The organism is Flavobacterium sp. (assembly GCF_031409475.1).
Taxonomy (GTDB): domain Bacteria; phylum Bacteroidota; class Bacteroidia; order Flavobacteriales; family Flavobacteriaceae; genus Flavobacterium.
The window spans coordinates 1-23,944 of the sequence record NZ_JANNXH010000072.1 but is presented as its reverse complement, the minus strand read 5'-3'; the positions used below and the strand labels follow the sequence as shown (position 1 = coordinate 23,944).

The 23,944-nt window shown below is 34.1% G+C and carries 28 protein-coding genes and 1 tRNA gene; 9 read left to right on the top strand and 20 right to left on the bottom strand.

Annotated features, from left to right (window positions below; translation table 11 throughout):
• Nucleotides 1–63 precede the first annotated feature (63 nt).
• Complete coding sequence (locus tag RMO53_RS13970; protein WP_310381872.1) at nucleotides 64–792, bottom strand: DUF4290 domain-containing protein; 729 nt, start codon at nucleotides 790–792, stop codon at nucleotides 64–66.
• A gap of 1 nt (nucleotide 793) precedes the next feature.
• Nucleotides 794–1,090 (bottom strand): DUF493 family protein, encoded by a 297-nt coding sequence (locus RMO53_RS13965; RefSeq protein WP_310381927.1) that lies wholly within the window; start codon nucleotides 1,088–1,090, stop codon nucleotides 794–796.
• Between the two features lie 148 nt (nucleotides 1,091–1,238).
• Between RMO53_RS13965 and RMO53_RS13960 the strand changes: the two genes are divergently transcribed.
• From RMO53_RS13960 to RMO53_RS13940, 5 genes are all read left to right on the top strand, one after another.
• Nucleotides 1,239–1,778 carry an ATP-binding protein gene (locus RMO53_RS13960; protein ID WP_310381871.1) on the top strand — a complete coding sequence of 180 codons (540 nt, stop codon included), beginning with the start codon at nucleotides 1,239–1,241 and terminating at the stop codon, nucleotides 1,776–1,778.
• A gap of 84 nt (nucleotides 1,779–1,862) precedes the next feature.
• Entirely contained in the window at nucleotides 1,863–3,755 is a 1,893-nt protein-coding gene (locus RMO53_RS13955) for an ATP-dependent DNA helicase RecQ (RefSeq protein ID WP_310381869.1), read from the top strand.
• Nucleotides 3,756–3,786: 31 nt separating this feature from the next.
• Nucleotides 3,787–4,734, top strand: a complete 948-nt coding sequence (gene fmt / locus RMO53_RS13950; RefSeq protein WP_310381868.1) for a methionyl-tRNA formyltransferase — start codon at nucleotides 3,787–3,789, stop codon at nucleotides 4,732–4,734.
• Between the two features lie 172 nt (nucleotides 4,735–4,906).
• Entirely contained in the window at nucleotides 4,907–5,179 is a 273-nt protein-coding gene (locus RMO53_RS13945) for an HU family DNA-binding protein (protein ID WP_310381866.1), read from the top strand.
• Between the two features lie 118 nt (nucleotides 5,180–5,297).
• The gene (locus RMO53_RS13940) at nucleotides 5,298–5,858 is read left to right on the top strand and encodes a YqgE/AlgH family protein (protein ID WP_310381864.1); all 561 of its coding nucleotides are present in this window, start codon (nucleotides 5,298–5,300) and stop codon (nucleotides 5,856–5,858) included.
• On the opposite strand, the gene RMO53_RS13935 is transcribed toward RMO53_RS13940, so the two are convergent.
• Together RMO53_RS13935 and RMO53_RS13930 are read right to left on the bottom strand one after the other, a co-directional pair.
• A complete protein-coding gene (locus tag RMO53_RS13935) occupies nucleotides 5,855–6,694 on the bottom strand; it encodes an aminotransferase class IV (RefSeq protein WP_310381862.1) in 840 nt (279 codons plus the stop codon). The two genes, RMO53_RS13940 and RMO53_RS13935, sit on opposite strands and share 4 nt — an antisense overlap.
• A gap of 62 nt (nucleotides 6,695–6,756) precedes the next feature.
• Complete coding sequence (locus RMO53_RS13930) at nucleotides 6,757–7,149, bottom strand: START-like domain-containing protein (protein WP_310381861.1); 393 nt, start codon at nucleotides 7,147–7,149, stop codon at nucleotides 6,757–6,759.
• Nucleotides 7,150–7,447: 298 nt separating this feature from the next.
• Between RMO53_RS13930 and RMO53_RS13925 the strand changes: the two genes are divergently transcribed.
• The 3 genes from RMO53_RS13925 (at nucleotide 7,448) to RMO53_RS13915 (ending at nucleotide 8,995) form a co-directional block, all read left to right on the top strand.
• Nucleotides 7,448–7,521: transfer RNA gene (locus RMO53_RS13925), tRNA-Met, on the top strand.
• Nucleotides 7,522–7,641: 120 nt separating this feature from the next.
• Complete coding sequence (locus RMO53_RS13920) at nucleotides 7,642–8,856, top strand: tyrosine-type recombinase/integrase (protein ID WP_310381859.1); 1,215 nt, start codon at nucleotides 7,642–7,644, stop codon at nucleotides 8,854–8,856.
• 10 nt (nucleotides 8,857–8,866) lie between these two features.
• Nucleotides 8,867–8,995, top strand: coding sequence for a hypothetical protein (locus RMO53_RS13915; RefSeq protein WP_310381858.1), 129 nt, complete (start codon nucleotides 8,867–8,869; stop codon nucleotides 8,993–8,995).
• A gap of 55 nt (nucleotides 8,996–9,050) precedes the next feature.
• On the opposite strand, the gene RMO53_RS13910 is transcribed toward RMO53_RS13915, so the two are convergent.
• From RMO53_RS13910 to RMO53_RS13855, 12 genes are read right to left on the bottom strand one after another with little or no spacing between them, the layout of a single operon-like run.
• The gene (locus RMO53_RS13910; RefSeq protein ID WP_310381856.1) at nucleotides 9,051–9,545 is read right to left on the bottom strand and encodes a hypothetical protein; all 495 of its coding nucleotides are present in this window, start codon (nucleotides 9,543–9,545) and stop codon (nucleotides 9,051–9,053) included.
• On the bottom strand, nucleotides 9,542–9,988 hold the full coding sequence (locus tag RMO53_RS13905) for a CHAP domain-containing protein (protein WP_310381854.1): 447 nt from the start codon (nucleotides 9,986–9,988) through the stop codon (nucleotides 9,542–9,544). Before RMO53_RS13905 ends, RMO53_RS13910 begins: the two co-directional genes overlap by 4 nt.
• Nucleotides 9,985–10,485 carry a phage holin family protein gene (locus tag RMO53_RS13900; RefSeq protein ID WP_310381852.1) on the bottom strand — a complete coding sequence of 167 codons (501 nt, stop codon included), beginning with the start codon at nucleotides 10,483–10,485 and terminating at the stop codon, nucleotides 9,985–9,987. The genes RMO53_RS13905 and RMO53_RS13900 overlap by 4 nt, the downstream gene beginning before the upstream one ends.
• An 8-nt stretch (nucleotides 10,486–10,493) precedes the next feature.
• Entirely contained in the window at nucleotides 10,494–10,685 is a 192-nt protein-coding gene (locus RMO53_RS13895; protein ID WP_310381851.1) for a hypothetical protein, read from the bottom strand.
• A 10-nt stretch (nucleotides 10,686–10,695) separates the two neighbouring features.
• Nucleotides 10,696–12,759: a BspA family leucine-rich repeat surface protein gene (locus tag RMO53_RS13890; protein ID WP_310381849.1), complete on the bottom strand. Its 2,064-nt coding sequence runs from the start codon at nucleotides 12,757–12,759 to the stop codon at nucleotides 10,696–10,698.
• The gene (locus RMO53_RS13885) at nucleotides 12,759–14,363 is read right to left on the bottom strand and encodes a hypothetical protein (protein ID WP_310381847.1); all 1,605 of its coding nucleotides are present in this window, start codon (nucleotides 14,361–14,363) and stop codon (nucleotides 12,759–12,761) included. The genes RMO53_RS13890 and RMO53_RS13885 overlap by 1 nt, the downstream gene beginning before the upstream one ends.
• Nucleotides 14,360–14,881 carry a hypothetical protein gene (locus RMO53_RS13880; RefSeq protein ID WP_310381845.1) on the bottom strand — a complete coding sequence of 174 codons (522 nt, stop codon included), beginning with the start codon at nucleotides 14,879–14,881 and terminating at the stop codon, nucleotides 14,360–14,362. The genes RMO53_RS13885 and RMO53_RS13880 overlap by 4 nt, the downstream gene beginning before the upstream one ends.
• Nucleotides 14,862–16,265 (bottom strand): hypothetical protein, encoded by a 1,404-nt coding sequence (locus tag RMO53_RS13875; RefSeq protein ID WP_310381843.1) that lies wholly within the window; start codon nucleotides 16,263–16,265, stop codon nucleotides 14,862–14,864. The genes RMO53_RS13880 and RMO53_RS13875 overlap by 20 nt, the downstream gene beginning before the upstream one ends.
• An 11-nt stretch (nucleotides 16,266–16,276) precedes the next feature.
• A complete protein-coding gene (locus RMO53_RS13870; RefSeq protein ID WP_310381842.1) occupies nucleotides 16,277–16,879 on the bottom strand; it encodes a hypothetical protein in 603 nt (200 codons plus the stop codon).
• Nucleotides 16,857–17,453 carry a hypothetical protein gene (locus tag RMO53_RS13865; RefSeq protein WP_310381840.1) on the bottom strand — a complete coding sequence of 199 codons (597 nt, stop codon included), beginning with the start codon at nucleotides 17,451–17,453 and terminating at the stop codon, nucleotides 16,857–16,859. Before RMO53_RS13865 ends, RMO53_RS13870 begins: the two co-directional genes overlap by 23 nt.
• A 43-nt stretch (nucleotides 17,454–17,496) precedes the next feature.
• Nucleotides 17,497–18,558: a hypothetical protein gene (locus RMO53_RS13860; protein WP_310381838.1), complete on the bottom strand. Its 1,062-nt coding sequence runs from the start codon at nucleotides 18,556–18,558 to the stop codon at nucleotides 17,497–17,499.
• A 3-nt stretch (nucleotides 18,559–18,561) separates the two neighbouring features.
• A complete protein-coding gene (locus RMO53_RS13855; protein WP_310381837.1) occupies nucleotides 18,562–19,782 on the bottom strand; it encodes a hypothetical protein in 1,221 nt (406 codons plus the stop codon).
• 93 nt (nucleotides 19,783–19,875) lie between these two features.
• On the opposite strand from RMO53_RS13855, the gene RMO53_RS13850 reads away from it, so the two are divergent.
• Nucleotides 19,876–20,154, top strand: coding sequence for a hypothetical protein (locus RMO53_RS13850; RefSeq protein ID WP_310381835.1), 279 nt, complete (start codon nucleotides 19,876–19,878; stop codon nucleotides 20,152–20,154).
• Between the two features lie 10 nt (nucleotides 20,155–20,164).
• Here RMO53_RS13850 and RMO53_RS13845 read toward each other — a convergent pair whose 3' ends face one another.
• The 4 genes from RMO53_RS13845 to RMO53_RS13830 form a co-directional block, all read right to left on the bottom strand.
• On the bottom strand, nucleotides 20,165–20,386 hold the full coding sequence (locus tag RMO53_RS13845) for a hypothetical protein (RefSeq protein ID WP_310381833.1): 222 nt from the start codon (nucleotides 20,384–20,386) through the stop codon (nucleotides 20,165–20,167).
• Between the two features lie 34 nt (nucleotides 20,387–20,420).
• On the bottom strand, nucleotides 20,421–20,687 hold the full coding sequence (locus RMO53_RS13840; protein ID WP_310381831.1) for a hypothetical protein: 267 nt from the start codon (nucleotides 20,685–20,687) through the stop codon (nucleotides 20,421–20,423).
• A 3-nt stretch (nucleotides 20,688–20,690) separates the two neighbouring features.
• Entirely contained in the window at nucleotides 20,691–23,504 is a 2,814-nt protein-coding gene (locus RMO53_RS13835; protein WP_310381830.1) for a hypothetical protein, read from the bottom strand.
• Nucleotides 23,504–23,944 (bottom strand): hypothetical protein (locus RMO53_RS13830; RefSeq protein WP_310381828.1); only part of this gene is annotated, 441 nt, incomplete at its 5' end. The genes RMO53_RS13830 and RMO53_RS13835, both read right to left, overlap by 1 nt.

Sequence of the window (23,944 nt, the reverse complement as noted above, 5' to 3'; positions counted from 1 at the left end):
AAAAATTACGAATTAAAAATTAAAAACAGCTATAGCAAATTTTTAATTTTTAATTCGTAATTTTTAATTAGTTGGTTTTCTGTTTTGGTTTTTGTGTATCGGATTTGGTTTTCCAGTTTTACTATTCTTGTTGCTTTGAATTTTTGGTTGACCTGCTGGAGTTATTTTATTAGACACTCTCTTATTTGTTCGCAACAAATCTGTGGTTGTCAAAAGTTCTTCGGTACTTTGAAGCATATTGAGTTTACCGTCTGACAATTCGTATAAATGTTCAAAAATAACGTCGTCCTTTACCGTGTCTTTGTTCCAACTTAAATAAGACTTTTTCATGTGATTGGCAATTACCTTTACCAATGCATTTTTCATTTCGCCCTCGTCCCATTTATTTGCAACATCTATCATGTATTTTATATTGTTTCCGTAATACCTGTATTTTGGAAAATTTTGAGGGTATTTTAAAACATCGGGCTTTAATACCAAAACTTCTCTTGAAGGAATAGGATATGGGGATTCTGCCACCAATTTAAAATCAGACATTATAAAGATTTGATCCCATAATTTATGTTGAAAATCAGGCACATCTCTCAAGTGAGGATTCAAACTTCCCATGACTTGAATGATGTATTTTGCAGCTTTATTTCGCTCTTCGGCATCTTCAATTACGGTAGCTTGATCAATCAATTTTTGTAAATGACGCCCGTATTCTGGAATAATAAGGTGCGATCTCTCGGCATTATATTCTAAATGATGGACCACATCATTGGCTACTTCTTTTATATATTTTGTGTTCATACTACAGGGAAACGATACCTTTTATCGTTGCTAATTCTTGGTATTTATCTATTATTTCTTGAGCGTCTTTCATGGTAACATCAACAGATATACTCGTGAATTTACCGGTCTTGGATTTTGTTGTTTTTATAACTGCTCCCATACAATTGAAGGCATCTTCGACCTTCAAAACATTATCATTAATTGAAGGGACAATAAATTTAAATAAATATTCTGCTGGCCATGTATTACTCCTATCCAACTCCGTTTTCAGCCTCTCGTAGAATTCTGCTGTTTCTTTTTCTTTCTCTTTATCCATTTTAAAAATAAAATAAAAGCAAATATAGGGTTTCAATTGCAAATTATGAATTATGAATTATGAATTTTTGATAAATACTAAATTTTAACTGAATTCATTTTTCGAAATTCAAATAAGTTTAGGTAAGTTTGCGCATTATTTATAAAAAGTGTCTAAAGAAATTGTTGTTATAATCGGTGGACCTGGAACGGGCAAAAGCACTATCATAGATGCTTTAGTAGCCAAAGGATTTTGTTGTTATCCTGAAATTTCCCGACAAGTAACATTAGAAGCTCAAAAACAAGGTATTGAACAATTATTTCTTGAAAATCCCATTTTATTTAGCGAATTATTACTTGAGGGAAGAAAGAAACAATACCAAAATGCTTTAAACGAAACACACAATATAGTTTTTCTTGACCGAGGAATTCCTGACGTTTTAGCCTATATGCATTACATTGGAGATGCCTATCCTGAATCATTTGAACAAGCTTGCATTGAACATAAATATACAAAAATCTTTATTCTGCCGCCATGGCAAGAAATTTTTGTAAGCGACAAAGAACGTTACGAGAACTTTGAACAGGCAAAAAAAATAAACCTGCATCTTATTGAAACGTATCAAAAATACGGCTATCAACTTATAGAAGTAGCAAAAGATACGGTTGATAAAAGAATTCTTTTTATATTAGATGAAATTTCTAAATAATGTAGCGATTGGGATTTAGGATTTTTATAAAAATCTAAAATCTTTACCAAGCAATTGCAAACAGGCAAAGCAAATCTGAAATCTATGCAAACAGCAATACAAATTCTTCAAAAATATTGGAAACACGATTCTTTTAGATCGCCGCAAGAAGAAATTATTAATTCGGTTTTGAATGGTCATGACACTTTTGCATTGATGCCTACAGGTGGCGGAAAATCAATCTGTTTTCAAATTCCTGCATTAATGAAAGAGGGAATTTGCTTAGTCGTTTCGCCATTAGTTGCTTTAATGAAAGACCAAGTACAGCAGTTACAAAATATTGATATTAAATCTATTTGCCTTACTGGCGGCATTCGCTCGGATGAAATAATTACACTTTTAGACAATTGTGAGTTTGGCAATTATAAGTTTTTATACCTATCGCCTGAACGCTTACAAAGCGATTGGATTTTAGAGCGCATAAAAAATTTACCAATCAATTTAATTGCAATAGACGAGGCACATTGTGTCTCGCAATGGGGACACGATTTTCGTCCCGCTTATTTAAAAATAGCGAATCTAAAAACCCATTTTCCAAAAATCCCTTTTCTGGCTTTAACAGCTTCAGCAACAAAAACTATTCTTGAGGATGTGATTATCCAATTAGGATTAGAAAAACCGGTAATCTTTCAAAAATCTTTTGAACGAAAAAACATTGCCTACATGGTTTTTGAAGTAGAAGACAAATTCTATAAAATAGAACAAATTTTAAAGAAAAACCCACAACAATCCATAATATATGTTCGGAATAGAAAATCGTGTCTCGATATTACGAATCAATTACAAGCTCTTGGACTAAAAGCAACGTATTATCACGGCGGACTTTCTACAAAAGATAAAGATAAAAATATGCAATTCTGGATGAAGGAAGAAGTTCAGGTAATGGTTGCAACCAATGCATTTGGTATGGGCATAGACAAGGCTAATGTAAAAACGGTAATTCATATTCAACTTCCTGAAAACCTAGAAAGTTATTACCAAGAAGCTGGTAGAGCCGGCAGAAATGGTGAAAAAGCATTTGCCATTATTCTAACCAGTCCGTCTGATTATGTTCAGGCTCAAAGCCAGTTTATTGCTGTATTACCCGACAAAAAAATCCTTACTAATATCTATATCAAACTTTGTAACTATTTTCAGATAGCCTACGGCGAAGGAATTAATGAACAGTTTTCGTTTAACTTGAATCATTTTTGTCAAAAATATGGATTTCCAATCTTGAAAACTTTTAATGCCATTCAATTTTTAGACCGTCAAGGAATTTTGAGTTTATCGCAAGAATACACCGAAAAAATAACAATGCAATTCCTGATTTCGTCAAAAGAAGTGATTCGGTATATAAGTTTAAATCCCAGAGACGAGGAGATTATTGTAACTATTCTTAGAACTTATCCAGGAATATATGATATGCTAACCGCATTTAATTTACAATTAATTGCAAAAAAATCAAACCATTCTGAATCCGAAGTGCAAGCTGTATTACTAAAATTAAAGGAAAAAGAAATCATAGCCTATTATTTTAAAAACAACGATGCCACTTTAATTTTTAATGAAGTTCGAGAAGATGAAAGAACCATTAACCGAGTTTCAAAATATTTAGAAAGCCAAAACCAATTAAAAAAAGAACAATTTAATTCAGTTCTACATTATATCAATGAAAAAAAAGTATGCAAGAGTAAACTAATTCTAAACTATTTTGGAGAAATCGCAACTACTGATTGCGGTATTTGTTCGTATTGTATTTCTAAAGAAAAGAGACCAAATGACATCACACTAATTACAGAAAAAATCATAAGCCTTTTAAAAACTCAAGAAATGAGTTCAAGAGAAATCCAAAAACTTACAAAAAACATCGAAGAGGATGTTATCTTTGCCATTCAACAATTACTTGAAAATGAAACAATCGTTATTAAACCTAATAACAAATATTCACTAACATAATAATGAGATGGCGTAGTGCCTGGCAATGACTATGGAAAAATTACGAATTGTATTTATGGGAACACCAGAATTTGCTGTTGGAATCCTAGACACCATACTCCAAAATAAGTATCAAGTTGTAGGAGTAATTACAGCCGCGGATAAACCCGCAGGTCGAGGTCAAAAAATAAAATATTCAGCCGTTAAAGAATATGCCTTACAAAACAACTTACCATTGTTGCAGCCTGTAAATTTAAAAGACGAAACTTTTTTGTCAGCATTAAAAGCATGGAACGCCAATTTACAAATCGTTGTAGCATTTAGAATGCTTCCCGAAGTAGTTTGGAAAATGCCAGCATTTGGCACCTTTAATTTACATGCCTCTTTATTACCAAAATACCGTGGTGCAGCTCCAATAAATTGGGCAATTATAAATGATGAGACAAAAACTGGTGTTACAACGTTTTTTATTGATGATAAAATAGATACCGGAGCTATGATATTAAGTTCTGAAATTACAATTAATCCTCTTGAAAACGCAGGTGAATTACACGATCGATTAATGCATTTAGGAAGTGGAACTGTGATTGCAACTTTGGATTTAATCCAAAAAGGAAATGTAACAACACATTTACAGAATGATAATTCTGAACTGAAAACTGCCTTCAAACTTAATAAGGAAAATTGTAAAATAGATTGGACAAAATCCGGAAAGGCAATTCACAATCACATTAGAGGATTGTCCCCTTATCCTGCAGCATGGTGTTTTATAAAAGATAAAAATCAAGAATGGATTGTAAAAATATACGAATGTAAATTCACGGTAGAATCCCATAATAACCCAATAGGAATGATTATATCTTCTAAAAAAGAGATGAAAATAGCGGTTCAAAATGGGTATATCACCGTTTTGAGCATACAATTTCCGGGTAAAAAGCGGATGAATATCACCGAATTACTTAATGGAACCACCTTTACAGAACATGCAATTGCCGTTTAGCCACTATAAACATTAGGATTTATTGCTTTTTTTGGGCTGGTTATCAACAAAAAAAACAAGTTATCAACAAAACCAACTAAAATAAATCAAAACACTTGTAAGGGAAGTATTTCCTACTAATTTTGTTAGTATAAATAAAGTTTTTTTAACCAACAATTAATAACTAAATATTATGAACAAATCAGAATTAATCGACGCTATCGCTGCTGATGCAGGAATTACAAAAGCTGCTGCAAAATTAGCTTTAGAATCGTTTTTAGGAAACGTAGGTGGTACTTTGAAAAAAGGTGGAAGAGTATCTTTAGTAGGTTTTGGATCTTGGTCAGTTTCTGCTAGAGCTGCAAGAGATGGAAGAAATCCTCAAACTGGAAAAACTATAAAAATTGCTGCAAAAAATGTAGTGAAATTTAAAGCTGGTGCAGATTTAGATGGTGCTGTAAACTAATTTAAGATTTCTTAAATATAATTAAAACCTTCCTTTGGAAGGTTTTTTTATGTTTTATAACGATTTTTTTTGGTAGTCATTTATTAATAGTATTAAATTTAATAAAAATTCAGAAAAGATGATTTCAGAAAAACTAGAAAAAGGCCGTTTACTCATATCAGAGCCATCGGTAATAGGAGATATATCATTCAATAGGTCAGTAATATTATTAGCAGATCACAATAAAGGTGGTTCTGTAGGTTTTATCATAAATAAACCCTTAAAATATACTATAAATGATTTAATCCCAGACATTGAAGCCTCTTTTAAAATCTACAATGGTGGTCCAGTTGAGCAAGACAATCTCTATTTTATCCATAATATCCCTGAACTTATTCCAAATAGTGTAGAAATTTCTAACGGAATATATTGGGGCGGTGATTATGAATCGACAAAAGACCTAATCAATAACGGCAAAATCAATAAGAATAACATTCGTTTCTTTCTAGGCTACACAGGTTGGAGTGAAAACCAGTTAGAATCTGAAATGAAAGAAAACTCCTGGATAATAACGGCTAATAACTATAAAAATAAAATTATAGAAAAAGCAGCAACTTCCTTTTGGAGAGATCAACTTATTGAACTCGGTGGAGAATATCTTATATGGTCAAACGCACCTGAAAATCCTTACTTAAATTAATTTTGAATTATAAAATCGTTGAGTTTTTGCACTAAAATGGTAGCGAAAGTAGTTGCAAATACTTTTTTTCGATAAATTGTTATAGGTTGAACCCCTTTTATCACATTTGTAATAAATAACTCATCGGCTTTTTGAAGATCAAAAGGAGAGATTACTTCTTCGACAACCACTAGATTTTCAATTTTTTTAGCTATTTCTATTATTTGCTTTCTCATTACTCCATTCAAACAACCCTCAGAAACTGGTGGTGTAATAAGTAAATTACCTTTAAGCATAAAAATATTTCCTTGTAAGGCTTCGATAACATTTTTGCTATCGTTTAAAAGTAAACAATTGTCTAATCCATTCTCGTTTGCATAAATACTACCTGTAATATTTATGATTTTATTGGATGATTTTATCGATGACAATAATTGTTTTGTTACATAAAAATCTTTAAATAAATCAACTTCATATTCAACCTGATTAATCAAATACAAAGTGTCCAATAGTATTTCTGCATGAATCAAAAAAGAAACAGTATTCGTTTTTGGCAAATAATAGCCTCCATCATTTCTATAAAAAGTAATTCTAGCGCGAGCAGAATTTTCTAAATTTTTGTTTTTTACTAATGTAAGAATTTGATCTTCAAAATACTCCATTGTAAATTCCATTGGAATTTCCATTCTAAGTACACGCATCGAAGACATTAGTCTAAAATAATGATCTTCCAAAAAAAGTATTTTGGAGTCCAAGATTTTAACTGTTTCAAAAACAGCATCACCGTATAAAAATCCGCGATTTTGTGCCAATAAATTAGAGTCACTTGCTACTAAAGAACCATTAAAATTAATCATATTATTAAATAAAAAGTCACGCTATTAAGCGTGACAAATATAAGTTATAAAAAACAATTTTACTAAACAGATCCTATTACATGTTTAAGATCTGACACTTGATTTTCCCACAATTGTGTTGCTTCTTTTATTTCGGCTTCTATAGCAAAATCAATCACCATTAACGAAACGTCTTTTGTGATTTCATCGACTAAAATATTCAATTCAAAAAAATAATCGGTATCAAGGTTTTGATCATCAACCCATTTAAATTTCACTCTCTCACCTGTTTTTTTAGAAGCAAGCCTTGCCTTTTCTTCTGAATCATTCCATATAAAAGTAAAAAATTCTCCTCTAGAATTTACATTATCGGCAAACCATTCTGACAAGCCTGAAGGAGTTGAAATGTATTGATATAATAATTGAGGTGAGGAATTTATAGGAAACTCTATTTCGTAACGTATTTTTTGATCCATGAGCACATCTTAATTTTTTGGAAATATAGAATATAATTCCGAAAAAAAAGCCTTTTTAAAAATATTTTTTTAATTAAAAAATATACTTGCAACCTCTAATTTAATTTTTATATTTGCACCCGCATTGAAAGTTGATTTCAATACTACAATTTGGCGAGATAGCTCAGTTGGTTAGAGCGCAGGATTCATATCCGCCGCGGCGGACTAGAGTTCAAAATACATAATGGCGAGATAGCTCAGTTGGTTAGAGCGCAGGATTCATATCCGCCGCGGCGGACTGGAGTTCAAAATACATAAAGGCGAGATAGCTCAGTTGGTTAGAGCGCAGGATTCATAACCCTGAGGTCCCGAGTTCAAATCTCGGTCTCGCTACAAATTAAAACAACACTTAAACCCACTCCCAACAAGGGTTTAAGTGTTTTAATAAAAAATCTTACGGCTTGTAATTACTTAAATCGGCAACCCTACCGACAACCCTAAAGTAATTACATTATGGCAACAAATTTATTATTCGATTGTGCGTACTCCGACCTATGGGTACATCCAGAGAACTGGAAAACATTGACATCTCAAAAATCTTTGAAACTTGATTGGCGTATAGAATGCAAATTCTACGATCCATTGTTCAAAGAGAAATACCCAAAAGGGTTTCTTTTCAGAAGAAAATTAAACCGGTTCCGAACTTTGGAAGATCGTAAAGCCGTGATTGAAACATGGCTAAAAGAGATACCTAAACTATTTGAAGAGAAAGGTTATAACCCGATTACTAAAAAATATGTAGTAAAACCAATTCCAGAACCGGAACCGGAAGCAGAAAAGCTACATCCAAAATTAAACTTTGTTAAAGCTCTCAAAATTGCATATCCTTTATTAACGGTTTCTCCTGGTGTAATAAAAGAGATTAGAAGAATTGTTGCCAAGGTGGATAAATCGGCTATTGCATTAAAACTTGATTTTCCCATCTGTGAAATTCACAGTGGCTACATTCGTGATTTGTTGGATCCTTTGGATTTGACACCAAATGAATATAATAAGTACCTCACTCATTTATCAATCGTACTTTCAGACTTAGTAGAAAAAAGGATGGTTTTTCACAATCCTATTAAGGACATCAAAAAGAAAAAAACAGTCAAGAAAATTCGTGAAACTATGGAGGTTTCAGAACTTCAAAAAGTATTTAAAATTCTAAAAACTGACTACTATACATTTTTTAGGTATGGAATGATATTCTTTCACTCCGGAGCAAGAAGTGCTGAATTGTTTCGAGTTCAAAAGAAAGATGTTAATCTGGCCAAGCAGGAATATAAAGTCACTATTTTGAAAGGTAGCGTTAGCAAGGAAGTAATCAAGGTTATTTTGCCAAACGTTTTAAAATTTTGGACTGAAATAATAGGAGAATGTACCAATGAGGATGATTATTTGTTTACAAGAGGATTGCAACCATCATTAACTCCAACACAGCCACGACAAATTGGCTTACGTTGGAAGCGATTGGTAAAAGATAAATATAATGTGACTGCTGATTTCTATGCTTTGAAACATTTGTTTCTGGATGAACTAGACAGAGCATCAGATGCTGCATTGAATTTATCAAAAGGAATGGCATCACATGAAACTGATGTTACAGAAACAGTATATTTGGTTGGTAGAAATAAACGAAAAAATGAAGCTTTGAAAAAAATAAACATTCAATTTTTAAATTTATAAATTTGCACACATGACAATACTAGACATCATAATTTCGGCAGCGGCTTTTATTTTTGTTGGGAGATTGCTTTGGTTTAAATTCAAAAGTAAACCAAGTGATAAGTATCACAATGATAGCTGGCCAAACAGGAATAAATAAAGAAAGCAGTCCATTTCTGAACTGCTCACTCCAACTAACCAAAAAACCCAAATTTTTATTTGTTTAAAAATTGTGTGACTACTGCCGTATTCTTTTTTATGTACAAGAACATTAGAAATAAAGCGAACATTCCCAGAACCACAACCCCTCCAATGATGTATAAAATAAATGTACTATCGAACTCTTCCTTTTTAGTGGATTGTTTTTCTTTTAAGGACTGGTCTAATGCTATATTTCTTCGAGTTAATTCTTCTATTTTGTCTGTATAACAATTAATATCCCGGATGTTTCCATTTGAATCATATACTGTCTCCAGGCGAGTGTTATTTTTTGTTATACGATAGATGGTTGTATCTTTAAACACCGTTTTTCCCGGGCGAAAAGAAACACTGTCTCCTTTCCTGAAGCTTCTTTGTTCAAAGCTATCCTTTAAAGAAGTATCTGATTTTGATTTTTCAGATGTTTTCATAACATCACAGGAATTCAATAAAAGCCCGATGGCAATGGCGAAAAGCCAAAGCAGGATGTGGTTTAGGTTTTGATTTTTCATACTGGTATATTTACAAAAATTACATTTTTCTTGTTTCTTTTTCGAACCATAACATTACCGCCGTTGCTGTCATTGCCAACTGCCGTATTACCTTCGATGGATTCAAATGTGTTTTCGTCTATCCATTTTACAAATAATCCGGTGTGGTCATATCGGCCATCGGCGTTCCAGTCGAAGAAAACAATATCACCTTCTTTTGGATCTGTCGTGGTTTGGTTGTTTTTCTTGAAATAAGCAACAGCTGTTTGGCAGCCGGCATATCCTTTTGAAAAACCTATTTTAGGCAATGGGAAACCTGCCTGAGCATAACACCAACTTACAAACATTCCGCACCAAGCCACGCCATCAAAACCAAACCATTTTCCGTATTTGGTTTTGTTGCTGTTTAGTGGTTTTTCTCCTGTGCCAATTTCTTTTTCAGCTATTTCAATTAATTTTTTCATAATTTCTCTTTTTTTTCATCATTAATTTCAAGTCCAGTACTTTCTTTTACTTTATCATTCAGCAATTTTCCAAGTTTTGGAAAAATTGACCACTTCGTTATTTGATAGCCATTGTCGGCAATTGAGCAAAGGAGCACACCCGAAATAAACCATCCAATTATTTTATATGTCGATATGAAATCCTGTTCATAGACTTTATCCCAAGTGAATGCTCCCGTAATCAAAACCACCGACACAAGCATTCTAGGAATGGTATGCTCCCAAATTATCTTTACGGAAAAACGCTCTTTTCGTAGTTTTTTGGCAGCCCAATAACCAAATATTACATCGACTATAAAAAATCCGATCAATAAATTAACGATGTCTCTTACGGGCAATAAATAACCAATAAAGCTTACTACAGCTCCAACACTTACCGTATAAGTGTCTCTAAAAATATATAGCAATGCTTTTCCAATGATGGATAATAACGACTCGTGCTCTTTGATGTGGTTCATATGTTATTTTATTTATTAATTTTTTCATCCACTATTCCAAAATGCTCTTTCGCTTCAGCTTCGCTTTCAAAATAGTACCAACCGTCAATTGGATATGTAAAATCATCTTTTGTTTCTTTACTTAAATACAAATCTTTTGAGGAAACCCATTCCCCATATATTAATTGTTTTCCCGATAATTTATAAAAACCTTTTTCCATAATTTTTAATTTATCCTGTTACTGTAAAACCGTGCAAAACTGGCAAACTTGTATCGAGTATTCTATTTGCCAATGTCACACTTCCTGTTGCCGATGCCGGCTTGTCTATTGTGTACGAAACATTTGTGTTAATTGATTGGATATAGCTTGCATACAGAATTGTTCCAGTTCCATCCGTTGTCAATGCGACAACACTTCCTCCCAAAGTCAAGGAAAGCTGAAAAGTATTTGCAGTTGCATTAATGACAAAATATGTGGTTCTAACGGCAATGCCTGTTGTGCTAACTATAGTAACAAAAGCGATTTTTGTTCCATTGGCTAATCCATGAGCATTTAGCGTAACTGTATCGCCTGAATCTTGCATTGTAACCGGAACAGAGCTACTTATTCCTGTTCCTATTACCAACATTCCCACTTGCAAAGACGAAGTATTAGACTGAGTGATAACTGTACTGCCTGCAATAGTTCCACATCCTGTTTTAGAAACAGGTGTATCAGCTCCATAACAATTAGTTATTTGTACTACTTTAGTCGTGTCTGCCGGTACACCACAATTATTCATAATAATCTGCAATTCACTTCTTGATAATTTAGCACTAGTAAATGTCAATGTATCTCTATAACCATACGCTCTAAATTTCGACAAAGAGCGCACAGCAAATCCATTAATCGATAAAGTAGCATAATAATAATCTATATTAGGAACCTCGATTAACGCGCCAGAGCCTAAGAAAAGATTGTTTGTATTTGTAGCTCTTGTAAAAATAAATGGAGGCATTTTTTTTACTCCTGAAGCATAAAACATCGAACTAATATCACTGCATACAGCTAAATTATATGTTGGACAATAATTCAAGTTTATACAACTACTATACATTGATGATAGAGTTGTTGCTTTTATTGTGTCATAAAAAGGAGCGGTCAATAGACGTGTATTAACATTGTGCATTCCTGAAAAATTAGTACAATTAGCCAAATTATAGAGTGGATATGTTTCAACTTTACTACATCCATAAAACATATTAGAAGCGTTTGTTACTTTTATTAAATTGAAAAAAGGAAATGATTCGACTGAATAACACCCTTGAAACATATTAGCAGTATTCAACGCATTCGACAAATCATAAAGAGGGAAACTTTTAATTTTTACGCAATTAATAAACATATTATAACATTGCTGAATCAATGACATATTCCAGGCAGGAGCTTCTCTAAGATTGATACAACCAGAAACAAACGTGTGGCAATTAGTCATTAATGCAAAATTGAACAACGGAAGTGTTTGTATTCTTGCACAACCTTCGAACATTTGAACACAATACCATACTTTTTCAAGATTAAAAAAAGGAACTTTAATTAATGAAATGCAATTTTGAAATGTTCCTTGAGAAATAGTAACATTACCAAAATCAAAAAACGGACATGTTTCTAACAAATAGCAATTACCTAACATAAATGAAACATCAGTTGCGCTAGATGTGTTGAATAGGTTTATTTTTTCTAAAGCATAGCAATTTTGAAACATTCCACCACAATTTGTAAAAGCTACTGTACCTATTACTTCAACTTCCCTAAGTAAATAACTTGTAACTACAGTTTTGCCACAGTCAAATGTTGTTAAATAAGAACCGGCTAATTTTATATCTAACCATCCATAATCAATTCCAGCAGGTAAACCGGCTTGGTTATGTTTAAAAGCCAAAGAAACTTTCGTTAAATTAAATGTGGCTTGCGGAGTTATTGTAATCAATGTTTGTCTATAACCTTGCGAGGTTTCAGTACCAACGAATCCTGCATAGTTATAATCGAATATATGATAAGCTGTGATGTTTGCATTAAAATTTTCAACCGTTCCATCGCCCCAATCCACTGTGTAATTGGATGCACACTGAAAAGAACAGAAATTCGAATCATTGTTGAAAACCGCAAACAATCCCACAAACTTTTGGTCACCGGCCACTACTGACGGCATTGCAAGCCAATCAGCCGTTCTTATATATGGTCTAGCTACTGGCAAAACATCATCTACTCCTGATGTACCTGATGCCATTGTGTTTCTGAAACTTCCAATCATTATTTCCAGATATTTAAGGTTATTGTAATAGTAGAAGTAGGCAAGTTTTCACAGTAAAACTTCACCGTTCCCGCACCTGATAAAGTTGTTGGCATAATTTGAGCTGCTTTTACAACATCGATTGATGAGTTGTTAGGTATTGCATCCACAATCGAAACTGCTGTTATGTTTGCATTTGCCAAATTATATTCATAATAACCGCCAACAAGTGTCCATCCCGCTATTGCTAATACTTGCGCTGGAACTTGGATAGGTTTTAATGACAATCCACTTAAATCTTGGTCTCCTGAATTCGTTCCACTTGTGTTACCAAGTTTTGTGATTTCACCACTCGTGATAAGTCTGGAACCAGTTGCCATTAATGCAGCATATCCCGTAACAACACCATCGTAAGACGATTTCAAGGCGGTCGTGAATATTTCTGTAATGGAATCTAATTTTGCTTTTAAGGCATTCGTGAAAGCGTTGGTATCAGCGTTGCTTTCATATTTCGTTTTGATACTTGCTGCCGTTTCACCGCCCACGGCTACTTTTCGCCAAAATCCAATTCCTCCAACTTGGTCATTTGGTGCAATGTCTCCACTAGATGCCGTTGCATCATAGAAATAATCCGCTAAATCATTTTCGACATATACCCTCGCTTTGTCGGAAATAGTTGCTTGTGGCAAAGCTGATAACTGCACTGTCGTTTGAAGTGGCGGCAAATAATGCGTGGCATCGATGCTGGCCAGTTTGTTTTTTTCGGAATCGGTGTAGTTATTGTCTGAAAGAACTTTGGTGCCGTCTTTATCAACTTTTAAATCCAAAGCGGCCTGTGTGTCATTAGAAATAACTTTGTCTAAATCGCTGGTATTTTCAGCGTATGTTAAACCAACATCTTGTTTTGTTAATATTACATCTCCTTTTCGCGAATTAACCGAAGTAACGTAACCTTTCGGTTTGGGAATGACAGGAACTCCAACGACACCATCAGTAACCGTAAAAAAAGTAGCTTCGATCGTGTTTTCTGGCAACAAAGGGGCAGCTGGAGTAAATAAACTTTCTGTTCCGGGAACTCTTGTAAATCCATTCAACGCATTGCAAACGATTAAATCAATTCTTGAATATCCTGAAGATGCCAAAGGAATGTTTATAACAACATTAGCAGGATTAGAATATTCAATTCCGTTTATTACCCATTTCCAATCTGCAAACATTGTCAAGTCCTGACCAAATAAATAAAATCCAGTGTCTGACTCTAAATAATCTTTATTGTCTAACCTATCTTCAATCTTTTTAAATTCGTCAAAAACTATGTTTTGGCTTGGAGCAATGGTAGTAACGCCATTGACGATTCTATCCTCAACCGCTGCAATTACACCTCCTAAAGAATTCCTTGTATAGATAACCGGCAACAAAGCTTCTTGTGCCTCTGATATTGTGGCATAGACAATTCCATCTATTGACAATTCACTAGCGCTTTTAAATGGTACAAGCTCAAATTTCGTGTCATAAACATTTACAATTCTTAATTTCCCGGAAACATAATGAGGCATGAAATTCTTTAAGTATGGAATTCCATTTAATAAAAATTTTTGTGAATCTATGTTTTGAATTACTATCATTGGATCACTTTAGTTTTAAAACCATTACTTGTAACTGAATTGCAATTTTGAGAAGCGTTCCAACTCGGATAATCTGTTATGTTTCTTTGAATAAATTTCACTACATCTTCCATCATCAAATTAGCCTGTCTTTGCTTTTCGTAATAATCATTTTTTCTTTCTGCCAAACTTAAAGGCTCTGAATTTGGTGTTGTTTTTACCACAAATCCGTGAGAGGTTGATACGGCACTAGAATTCAATTTGAATCTTGCGAAAGCAAAATAAGAAAGCACTGTTGCGATTCCTTGAAAATTGTAAGTGCGCCCTTTGTAATCATAATTTCCACCATCTATTAATTCTACATACGGCGCATCTGCTTTTTTTGCCAATAAATCAAAGTAAAAATCTTCTTGAACCAATGGTTTAAAATCAAACTCCTGTGCTTCATTTATGAATGCGTTGAATTCCATATCGGAATATCCAATAGCTACTTGCAACTTTTCGGCAACTTTTGCTTTATTAATTAATAGGATTGGCATTTGGAATAGGGTTTTGGATTGGTTCTGGATTTCCTAACATTCTTTTGGCTACATCAGTTGGGTATCCAAAGATGTTTTCTAACATTGCTACTCCAGCATCGTAAGTTGTTGTTTTCAAAGCTACCGATGTTTGAATCTGTAAAACTGCTGTTACACCTCCAACACTTCCACGCAAAGTAGCTTGTGCTGTTCTTATTTCTTTTTTAGATAAGTCTTCTTCTGTTTCTGTTGGAACTTCATCATAATTTACGGTACCATCATCCAACAATGAATATTGTTTGATTGTCCAATTGTTCGCGACATTTATATCATTTTTATAGTTCCGGAACAATTCTTTGAAAAGCATTTCTACTTTCTCCTGGTCTTTTGAAATGGATGAGTTATAAATCGATTGAGCTGCTATCAAATCTTTACCCGAAGTATTACCCAGTTTCCCAGCAATGAAATCAATCAGCTGTGGTGGAATGTTCTTAAATGCTTTTCGGATGTAGTTAGATGATGATGTTTCAAAATGCAAATACTTTTCTGCTTTAACTTCATTTTTGATTGTATCAAATTTGAAGTTGCCCGATGTGTCTCTCTCATCATCCCAATCATCTTCGATTACTAATTTCGAACTTGCGTTTTCTACTCCAGAAAGTGATTTTATGTTTTCGTGAAATTGGTCCTCGTCAGTTTTGTTTGGAAACTTTCTATGTCTGATATAGGTAATGTTTTCAAAACTTCTTTTTACGGTACCATTGTAGTACAAACCCAATTGGTTTTCCACGTCCGCAAAAGTGTACGCTCTTTCAATCAATGATTTTGGATAAGTATTTTTTCTGGAAAGTTTGAAAAAGAAAATCTGACCTTTATAATTTTCCCAACCTCCAGCTGCTTCAACTTGCGCCTGAATAACATCCGGGCGTGGATTGTAAACATCGAAAATATCAATCTCTTCTTTCTTCAAAGATTTACCCCAACCTTTAGCTGAAACCAAAATCTTTCCTGAATATTCGTTGCTGTCTTTTTTACCTACTTTGCAAAGTGTGTAAGGAATAATTTTGAAACTATCTTTTTCAAAGTTGGCATTATAACCCACATTGATAAATACACCCTGATGTCTTGAGATAACTTCACAAGCATCGAAAAGTAAGTTGTTTGGGTTTTGCTTGTCAAATTCATCATCGGACAAATTCACTTCAGATAAATCAATTTCAAAACCAGCGCCTCCAAGAAAGCTCTCATAAAGCCATGCACATTGAAAAGCAGTTGGCGAACTATCAATTAGGTTTTCTACAATAAGCGATTTGAGGTTATCCTCACCGTGGAAGATAACCCCTAATCTTTTATTGAAAACCTCAAGTTTCTCCTCTTTGTATGACTCTACAATTTTAGATTTCATTGTTATTTAGTTTACGCTACAAAGTCATTTACTAAAGTTTGAAAATCTATTTTTTGCTCAGCTGTAAGCGAGTCTATTTTTTTCAAAACGCCAGTTACAGTTGTAGCTTTTGAAATCACATTAATTTTCTCAAGTAGCGATAAAGCTTCTTCAATGGTCAACGTTTTTTCTCCAAAAGTCAATACTTCAGGATCTAAATTCACTTCGACACCTTCATCGATTAAATCATCTAGGTTCTCTGGTAATTTTTCAAACAGTATTTTTCTGTTTGGATTGTCAGACAATAATTTCAAAGCAATTTCATCAGTAAGATTAGCATTGCTATAAGCATCAGAAGTACCAGCAACTGGAATTATAACTCCTTCTTTTAATTGGAATGTTTTTGTAGTTTCCATTTTTTTGATTGGATTAAAGTTTTTTAATTTTTGAATGTATCCTGATATTTTATCAGGACAATTGGAACACGTTTCTCCGAAAATCTTGTAGTGCAGTTCGAAAATGTGTTTTAAAAAAGGGATGCCTTTTTCGTCTTTTCCTCTCGTCAAAGTTTCATAAGTTGCATCCCTAATTTGTTCTAGAATTTCTTTTTCGTTAAGGGATAACTGGCGCGACATAAGTATTGGCTATTATGTAAGCTTCGGTAGCAACAACTCCAGCAGCTAATAAAAATAATTTTTTACCAGTTGCCTCTTCCTCTCCTTTTTCTGTTGCTACAGCTATTGCCACAGTTCCTGAATTAGCATTAGAATCATAGTTATCTTCGATGATTGTCATTCCACTTTCATAACCGAAAACTTCAAAAGATAACTCGCCATTAATACCAGTATCAACTTTTTGAACAATGGTTCCAACTCTACCACCTTCTACTAACTCCTGAACTCTTTCTCTTTCATTTTCTCCATGATAAAGAATTGTGAAATTGTCAGTGTGGGTGTATCCATTTCCAAAGTCTAAAACAGAAAGGGCGTGTTTGCCTTTGCTTGTTTTATTATTTCCTTGTGCAGCGTATAATTTGGCACCAATTTTTAAAACTAGTACTGTTATTTTTGTGCCTTTGTTGGCTAATTGAGTGCCAACTCTGTCGACATCCTCCCAATTGAAGTACCATTTTTTAGCAATCCCTTGTTTCGGTCTGTATCCGCATTTTTTTACGAATTCACCCGCTAATTTTCCATCGCAATCTGCCATAATTTCTATATTTTAAAGGGAGTTTTTACACTCCCTTGATTATTTAAAGAGCCGCTTTTAAGGCATAAGGATTTGTCATTTTGAAATCAACCATATAATTGGCTTTAATCCAAAATTTCTCTTCAGAACCCCCGATGTATTCAAGGGTTAAATCTTGAAGAGAGGCAGTGTCGTCAATACCAATTTGCAAGTATTCTTTTTTAGTGAACAATGCAACGTGTGGCAAGTGAATTGTAGCTGGAGCACCAGTTGTAAAATCTGTTTTTTTCCAACGATCATAATTTTTCATTGCAGTAACTGCTTGCCCTGCAACTTTTGCGCCCGCAACTCCATTTTGAGTAGCATCCAAGTTCCCTTGAATGTTGTACCCGTTTCCTCTTCTCAAGAATGCATCATAGTTCAATGCTAATCTGTTAGAAGAAAGTAAGATGTCACCATCAAAATCATACGATTCAAGAATCAATGACTCATACAATTTCACTGCGTAGTCATCGGCCAAAGCCAATTGAACAGCTGCGGTTCCAGTGTTTTTGTCTAATGCTACGAAGTTACTAGCGAACTCAGGCAGCGTTTTCAAGTACTGGAGCGTTGGAATCAATCCTTTGTCTATAATGTTATAGAAAGGAGCTTTTACAACTTCATCAGTCAAAATGTCCTGTGCCGCAATTCCAGAATCACTTAACAAAGCGATACGTTGCAAATCCAAAGCCATTGCTTTAGATACCAGGTCCTGAATGAACAAAGCCATTTCAGTTCCAGTAAGGTCTTTTCTTTTGTATCCATTATTCAAACCCCATTGTAAGAATGAGTTTTCGAAATCAGCATAACAATATTCCAATTTAACCTCAGCTAATTTTGGATTCCATTTTTGTGAGAACGCTGGGAAATCAGGAGAAATACCATTACCTCCACATCCTGCTGATGCTTTAGTAATGTATTCAAATCCTTTCATTGCAGCTACTTGCTGACCTCCTTTAATACCCGGAACAATGGTAAAGAAGTTTTCAGTTGGCTCATAGAATAAATCGTTCATTACGATTTCTCTTGTGTCTTGGATAAAGCGATCACTTGTCGCTAAATCTTTAAAATCGGCTACTAATCCCATTTCTTATTTCTTTTTTTCGTTAATTTTTTTTCTTGCTTCAGCTACTGCATCTGCATCATACCCGCTAGTTTTACCTTTAGGTCTGCCTTCTTCTCCAGGAGGAACTTCGTACTTTGATTTAATGGTTTTACCCATATCGGTTACTCGCTTGTCAACTTTTGAAAATTGGTCCGCTAGTAATTCAAATGCTCCTTCGTTGTCTTTTTGTGCAGATTCAAATTTCTTTGTCATTGCAGAAAATGATTTTGTCATTGCGTTTACCGAATTCATCACTTCTTGCATGGTTGGCTCTCCTGCTGGATCTGCCGGTGCAGCTTCTTTGATTTCAGTAATTGCACCGCCAACGGTTACAATTGAGCTACCGTCTGGCAATATGTGTTCAGCGTCACCAACTGCTGCTCCAGCATCGTCGGTAACTTGGTCGCCATCTTGTGGCTGTTCAGCTTCTGTGACTACAGTAACGATAGAACCATCCGCAAGGGTTATGTCTATATCGAAAGTTTCGCCCTCTTTTTTCTCGCTGAACTTCTTTTTAAGTTTGTCTAAAAAGTTCATATTAAAATTGATTAAGGATTTACGATTTGAATAATTGGCATATCGCTCAAAGAAGTCTTGAATGATTTCCGGTTGTTTTGAAATGGTGCTGAAAATTTGAGGATTGTCATCTAGGAATTGGGTAACAACAACTCCTAAATCTTTTGTGTCTGAAAATAACGCACTGGTTGCAGCTGGTTCATCTACTAAATCACAAGCTTTGAATTTGTCTAGCTTATGAAGCATTTGCATTTTGCCATCAATTTCTTTTTCATAGCATTCAGAATAAATGTGAATTGAATTTCCGAACATATCAGGATTAGATTCTGCCATGTCTACTATGTAATCAAACATCATAATTCCCTTGCCTTCGACTTGTGTCTTTTTGGTGATTGGGTCTAAATGCAAATCGGCAAAAACATTGTTATTCTGAATACTGAAATTTTTGTAGCGGCCAATGAAACTACCAAAAGAGTTTCCACACATGTTAGGATGACCAAAGCGAGATTTAATACCATCGGCTTGGTTGCCTAATTTTACTATGTCGGCCAAAAACAATTCATCAAAAAAAGAATCGTTTTTGTTTTCTCCAAACTGCGCAATGCAGGTATTTTTTAGAATGCCATTTTCCCGATCAACATTTACAGTTGATGAGTTGAAGTTTGGAAGTGAATTAAAAAATTTTGACATTTTAGTAATATAATATATTACCACAAATTTACTTTGACACCTTAATTTTTTTAACTAACGTTTTTTAGTTATATTTGTCTAATGGTTATACTAATGATAATAGGAGGATTAATTTTAATTGCAGCTTGCTACTTGTGGGTAAAATTTGTTATTGTTATGTGCAATAAATTGCACAATTATTTAAACCGAAATAAAATTAAAGAAGATTCTAACCCATACATAATTGAACAAAAAGCAAGGATGTGGAATGATAAAAATTATGATGATTATGAAAAGTGGATGCGAACAAAAGGAGATGGGTTTCCAATTGAAAAGGTATTGACAAGAGATGAATTTGAAGCTAATAGAAAATTTAAAAGGAACTATCACTAGTTCCTTTTTTTTATTTAGACAAATCTGTAACTGCTTTTCTAACGCTTTGCCAACTTATTCCGAAATCCTCTCCGGTTAAAACATAAGCGTCTTGTTTAGTATTATCAATATCTCTATAATAATGAAACTGCTCAAACACTTCTATATTCCGAATCCAAGTTGGATTAATTAATCCAAGATTAGTAAGCTCTTTTACTTCCCTGATTTTACGTTTGATTTCGGTGTATAGCATTTTCAAATATACTAAATTTAGGTAATATATTATATTACCATTTACCTTTTACACATTTATAATTTTTGCTTCTAACTGCTGTGGATAGTGGACAACCACAACCTCCTAAATCCTTGCTGCAATACATCCCTTGAATTTCCGAAATAGAATAGTCTGGTAAAATTGCTGTATGAACTCCGTGCTTTGCAGTTCGACAATCTGAACAGATAGCTGCTCTTTCCTTTGCTAATTTTAAAGTAGTAGGATCACTTCCTTTGAGATAGTTTCCCCAGCCGTTTATGATGTCATCTACCTTACTCATTGCTTAAAAATTTGCTCCATTAACTACTTGTGCGTAATTATCTTGACCGTAATTGATATCCTCTATTGCTATTCTTGGAGCTGGTAGATTAAGATTTGCGTTAGCTACATTTACTCCAATTTTAGAAGCCAACAAATCATAATCAATACTTTGTGATGCTTGATTATTGTTGTATGTGTTTGCTACTGATGATGGATAAGGTTGAATTGAAAAATTAATACCAACTCCATCATTGATAGCAGTAAGCAATGGTTTGAATTTTGCTGTCGATTCAGCATTAATTACGCTTTCGCCTCTTGATAACAATGCAGGAATGCTGTCTGATGTTGTAGATCCTGGTCCGTCAATATCTACAGCTCCGTCTTTTAATTTTACTCCAGCTACTTTAGCCGCTTGAACCGCACCTCCTGCTATAATAATTCCGCCTTGAATGTATGCGTTTGTTGCTAAAGGTGCGGTTAATGGGTTTGCTGCAAATAAAGCCGCTTGTGCAAATGCTGCCGATGCTTTCGTGTAAGTTGTAATTCCAATTTCAGCAAGTGCTGCAGCTCTTCCCAATATTGTTTTTTCTCCGAAAAGTCCTTTGATGCCTTGAACAATTTCCAACTCTTGACTGAGTTTAAAATCTTTCATAGATTTATCTAATTGCTTTTGAAATGTCGCGTACTTTTCAGCAATTAATTTTTTATCTGCTCCACTCTTTTCTGCAGCGGCTAACTCTTGAGCTAAACTAGCATCAAGTTCAGCCTGTCTATTTGCAAATTCATTTTCAGATGCCAGTAATTTATTTTCATAATCAATAGCTTGTTTTTCTAAATCGGCCGCTATTTTAGCATCTTTAACCGCATTATTTTCTTCTTCTACTTTATCGTCAATAGCTTTTATAGCATCGGCATATTGCTGAGCATTGATTTTCCCAGTCTCCAAACGTTTGGTTTGGTAAGCTGCTTCTGCTTCTGAAACTCTGTTAATGCGATCTAATTCCTGAATTACTAATTCATCTGTTAAAAATTGATTACCGTTAAGTTTAGATTTGTTGTTATCAATAAATGACTTTAATTCTATTTCGGCATTTGCAACAGTTATATCAGCTTGTTTTTTAAGAAATTCATTTTTAATATTTAAAGACTGCAACTCAAATTCAGTTTGAGTAATCTTCTTGGAATCAAATTCTTTTTTAGCAATAGCGAGTTTCTTGTCTCGAATTTGTTCCTCTAGCTTTAAACTATCTTCTAGTGATTTGGCACGTATTCCTTGTTGAGCTATGAATAAATCTAGTTCTGTTTTGCTTTTTGCAATGCTGGCATCAACTAATTTAGCCGCTTCGTCTCTTCTTTTTTGTGCAGCTGCTTCAATTGCTTGTGCATTTGCCTCAGCTTTGGCTTGTGCTTTTTCTATTTTGTCCTGTGCGCGCTCTCTAGCTTCTGCTTCTTGATTGGTGGAATCTACTACTGAGTTAACTCCTTCTTTCAATTTGTTATAAGCATCAGTTGTGATTTTTCCGCTGTTTAATAATTGATTTGCGACAGCTAAATCGCCTAATCGAATAGAATTTTCAAGCCTTTTTTGGTCCACATTATTCAATTCCTGAGCCGTGTTTATAGCATTTTTTAAAGACAAGTCTAAAGTCTTATTATTTACTTCAGTTCTATTTGCTGATAATTTTTCAAAGTTGGAGTTAATTCTTTTTTCAATTTCAATTTCTTCTTTTGAAGTAAGGTCTTTAGATTTTAATCTGATTTTGTCAAGGTTGATTTGACTTTCAATATTTTTATTTCTAACCTCATAAATATCTTTTAAATCTCCCAGTTCCTGTTCAGCTTCTTTTAATTTTGCTGCAGCAGTTGCCGCATTACCAACCTCTTTAGTAAAGCTTTTTATACTATCAATAGGGTTTAAAATTAGATTGCCTATTTTAGAAAAGGCATCTCCAATACTAGTAATGTTTGAAACGAATTTCACTACTATTTGACTTGCTTTGTCAATTGCTCCACCAATACCAGCTGTTGCCTGTTCGATTGAATCCATGATAGGATCTAACTTTGAAAGTCCATTCACCAATAAACCAACTCCGATAATTAGCAAACCTATTCCAGTGGCAGCCAGCGCCAATTTGAAAATACGCAATGCTCCAGTTCCAGCTTCGGTAGCAACAACTCCAGCTTTTTGTGCTTTACCAAGTCCGTCTGTTTCTGCTCCAGCATTTTTAATTTGAGATATGCTGCTGGATAATTCCGCATTCATTTTAGAATATACTCCTTTGAAGTTGCTTGTGAATTGGGTTATGTTTTGAATTTGTCCGCCAAACAATCCTGTTTCTTGAAGTGCTCCAACGATGGCTGTTTTATAATCTCCTATACCTATTTTTTGCTGTTCGTATCCTGAAACATTTTCTTTGATGAATTTGTTGTTTGTGTCCAGCTTTGCGTTGATTTCATCTGCTAATGCTTTTTCTTCTTTCTTGGATAAATTCAATTCGTTTCTAATTTTCAACAACTCAATATTATTGACTCTTGCTTCGGTAATAGAATTAATTTCTTTATCCAAGCTCAATCCTACTTTTTGGTTAATCGTCAAGTATTCGCCATTGACCCGTGCAAGGTTTGACAATTGCTTTTGATTGATATTATATTCAGCGGATGTTTTGGAAATTTGAGCAGCCAATTTCACATAGGTATCTGAATTTGTATCTCCTGATTTTTTAAGAAGATCCTGTTCCACTCTCAAACTATCAAGCGTAGTTTTTAATTGTACAGATTTTGCGATGATGCTTTCTACATCAATATCGAGTTCGAGTAATTTTCTTTTGTCTGCCATTAGTAAAATTCATTAGATATTGTGAAATTCGATTGTAAATGATATGCCCATGGTCCCAGTGGAATTCCTGTAACTGTTATTGTGGTTCCGCTTGCTGTAACTTCAATTGGGAAGAAAAATGCAAACTCTGGGTATAACCTGTTTCCACTCAACTGAACTTGGAAAGGGAAAGGAATGTTTGTTGTGAACGTTATCTGCTTACTTCCTCCAACTAATTCAGTTGACGATGTTACATTGATAAAGGTTGGTATATAGCAACTGCCTTCAATAGCAATTGAGTTAATTATATTTGAAAAAACTGCACCATATTGTAAACTGAAATCATAATTTGACGTTTGTCCTGGTAACTCTGAAATTGGAAAAGTAATTGTGGGACAGAACGACACTGTGCAGGATGTTTTGATTTCTGTATTTTGTAAAGGACATTGTTTGTTAGTTGG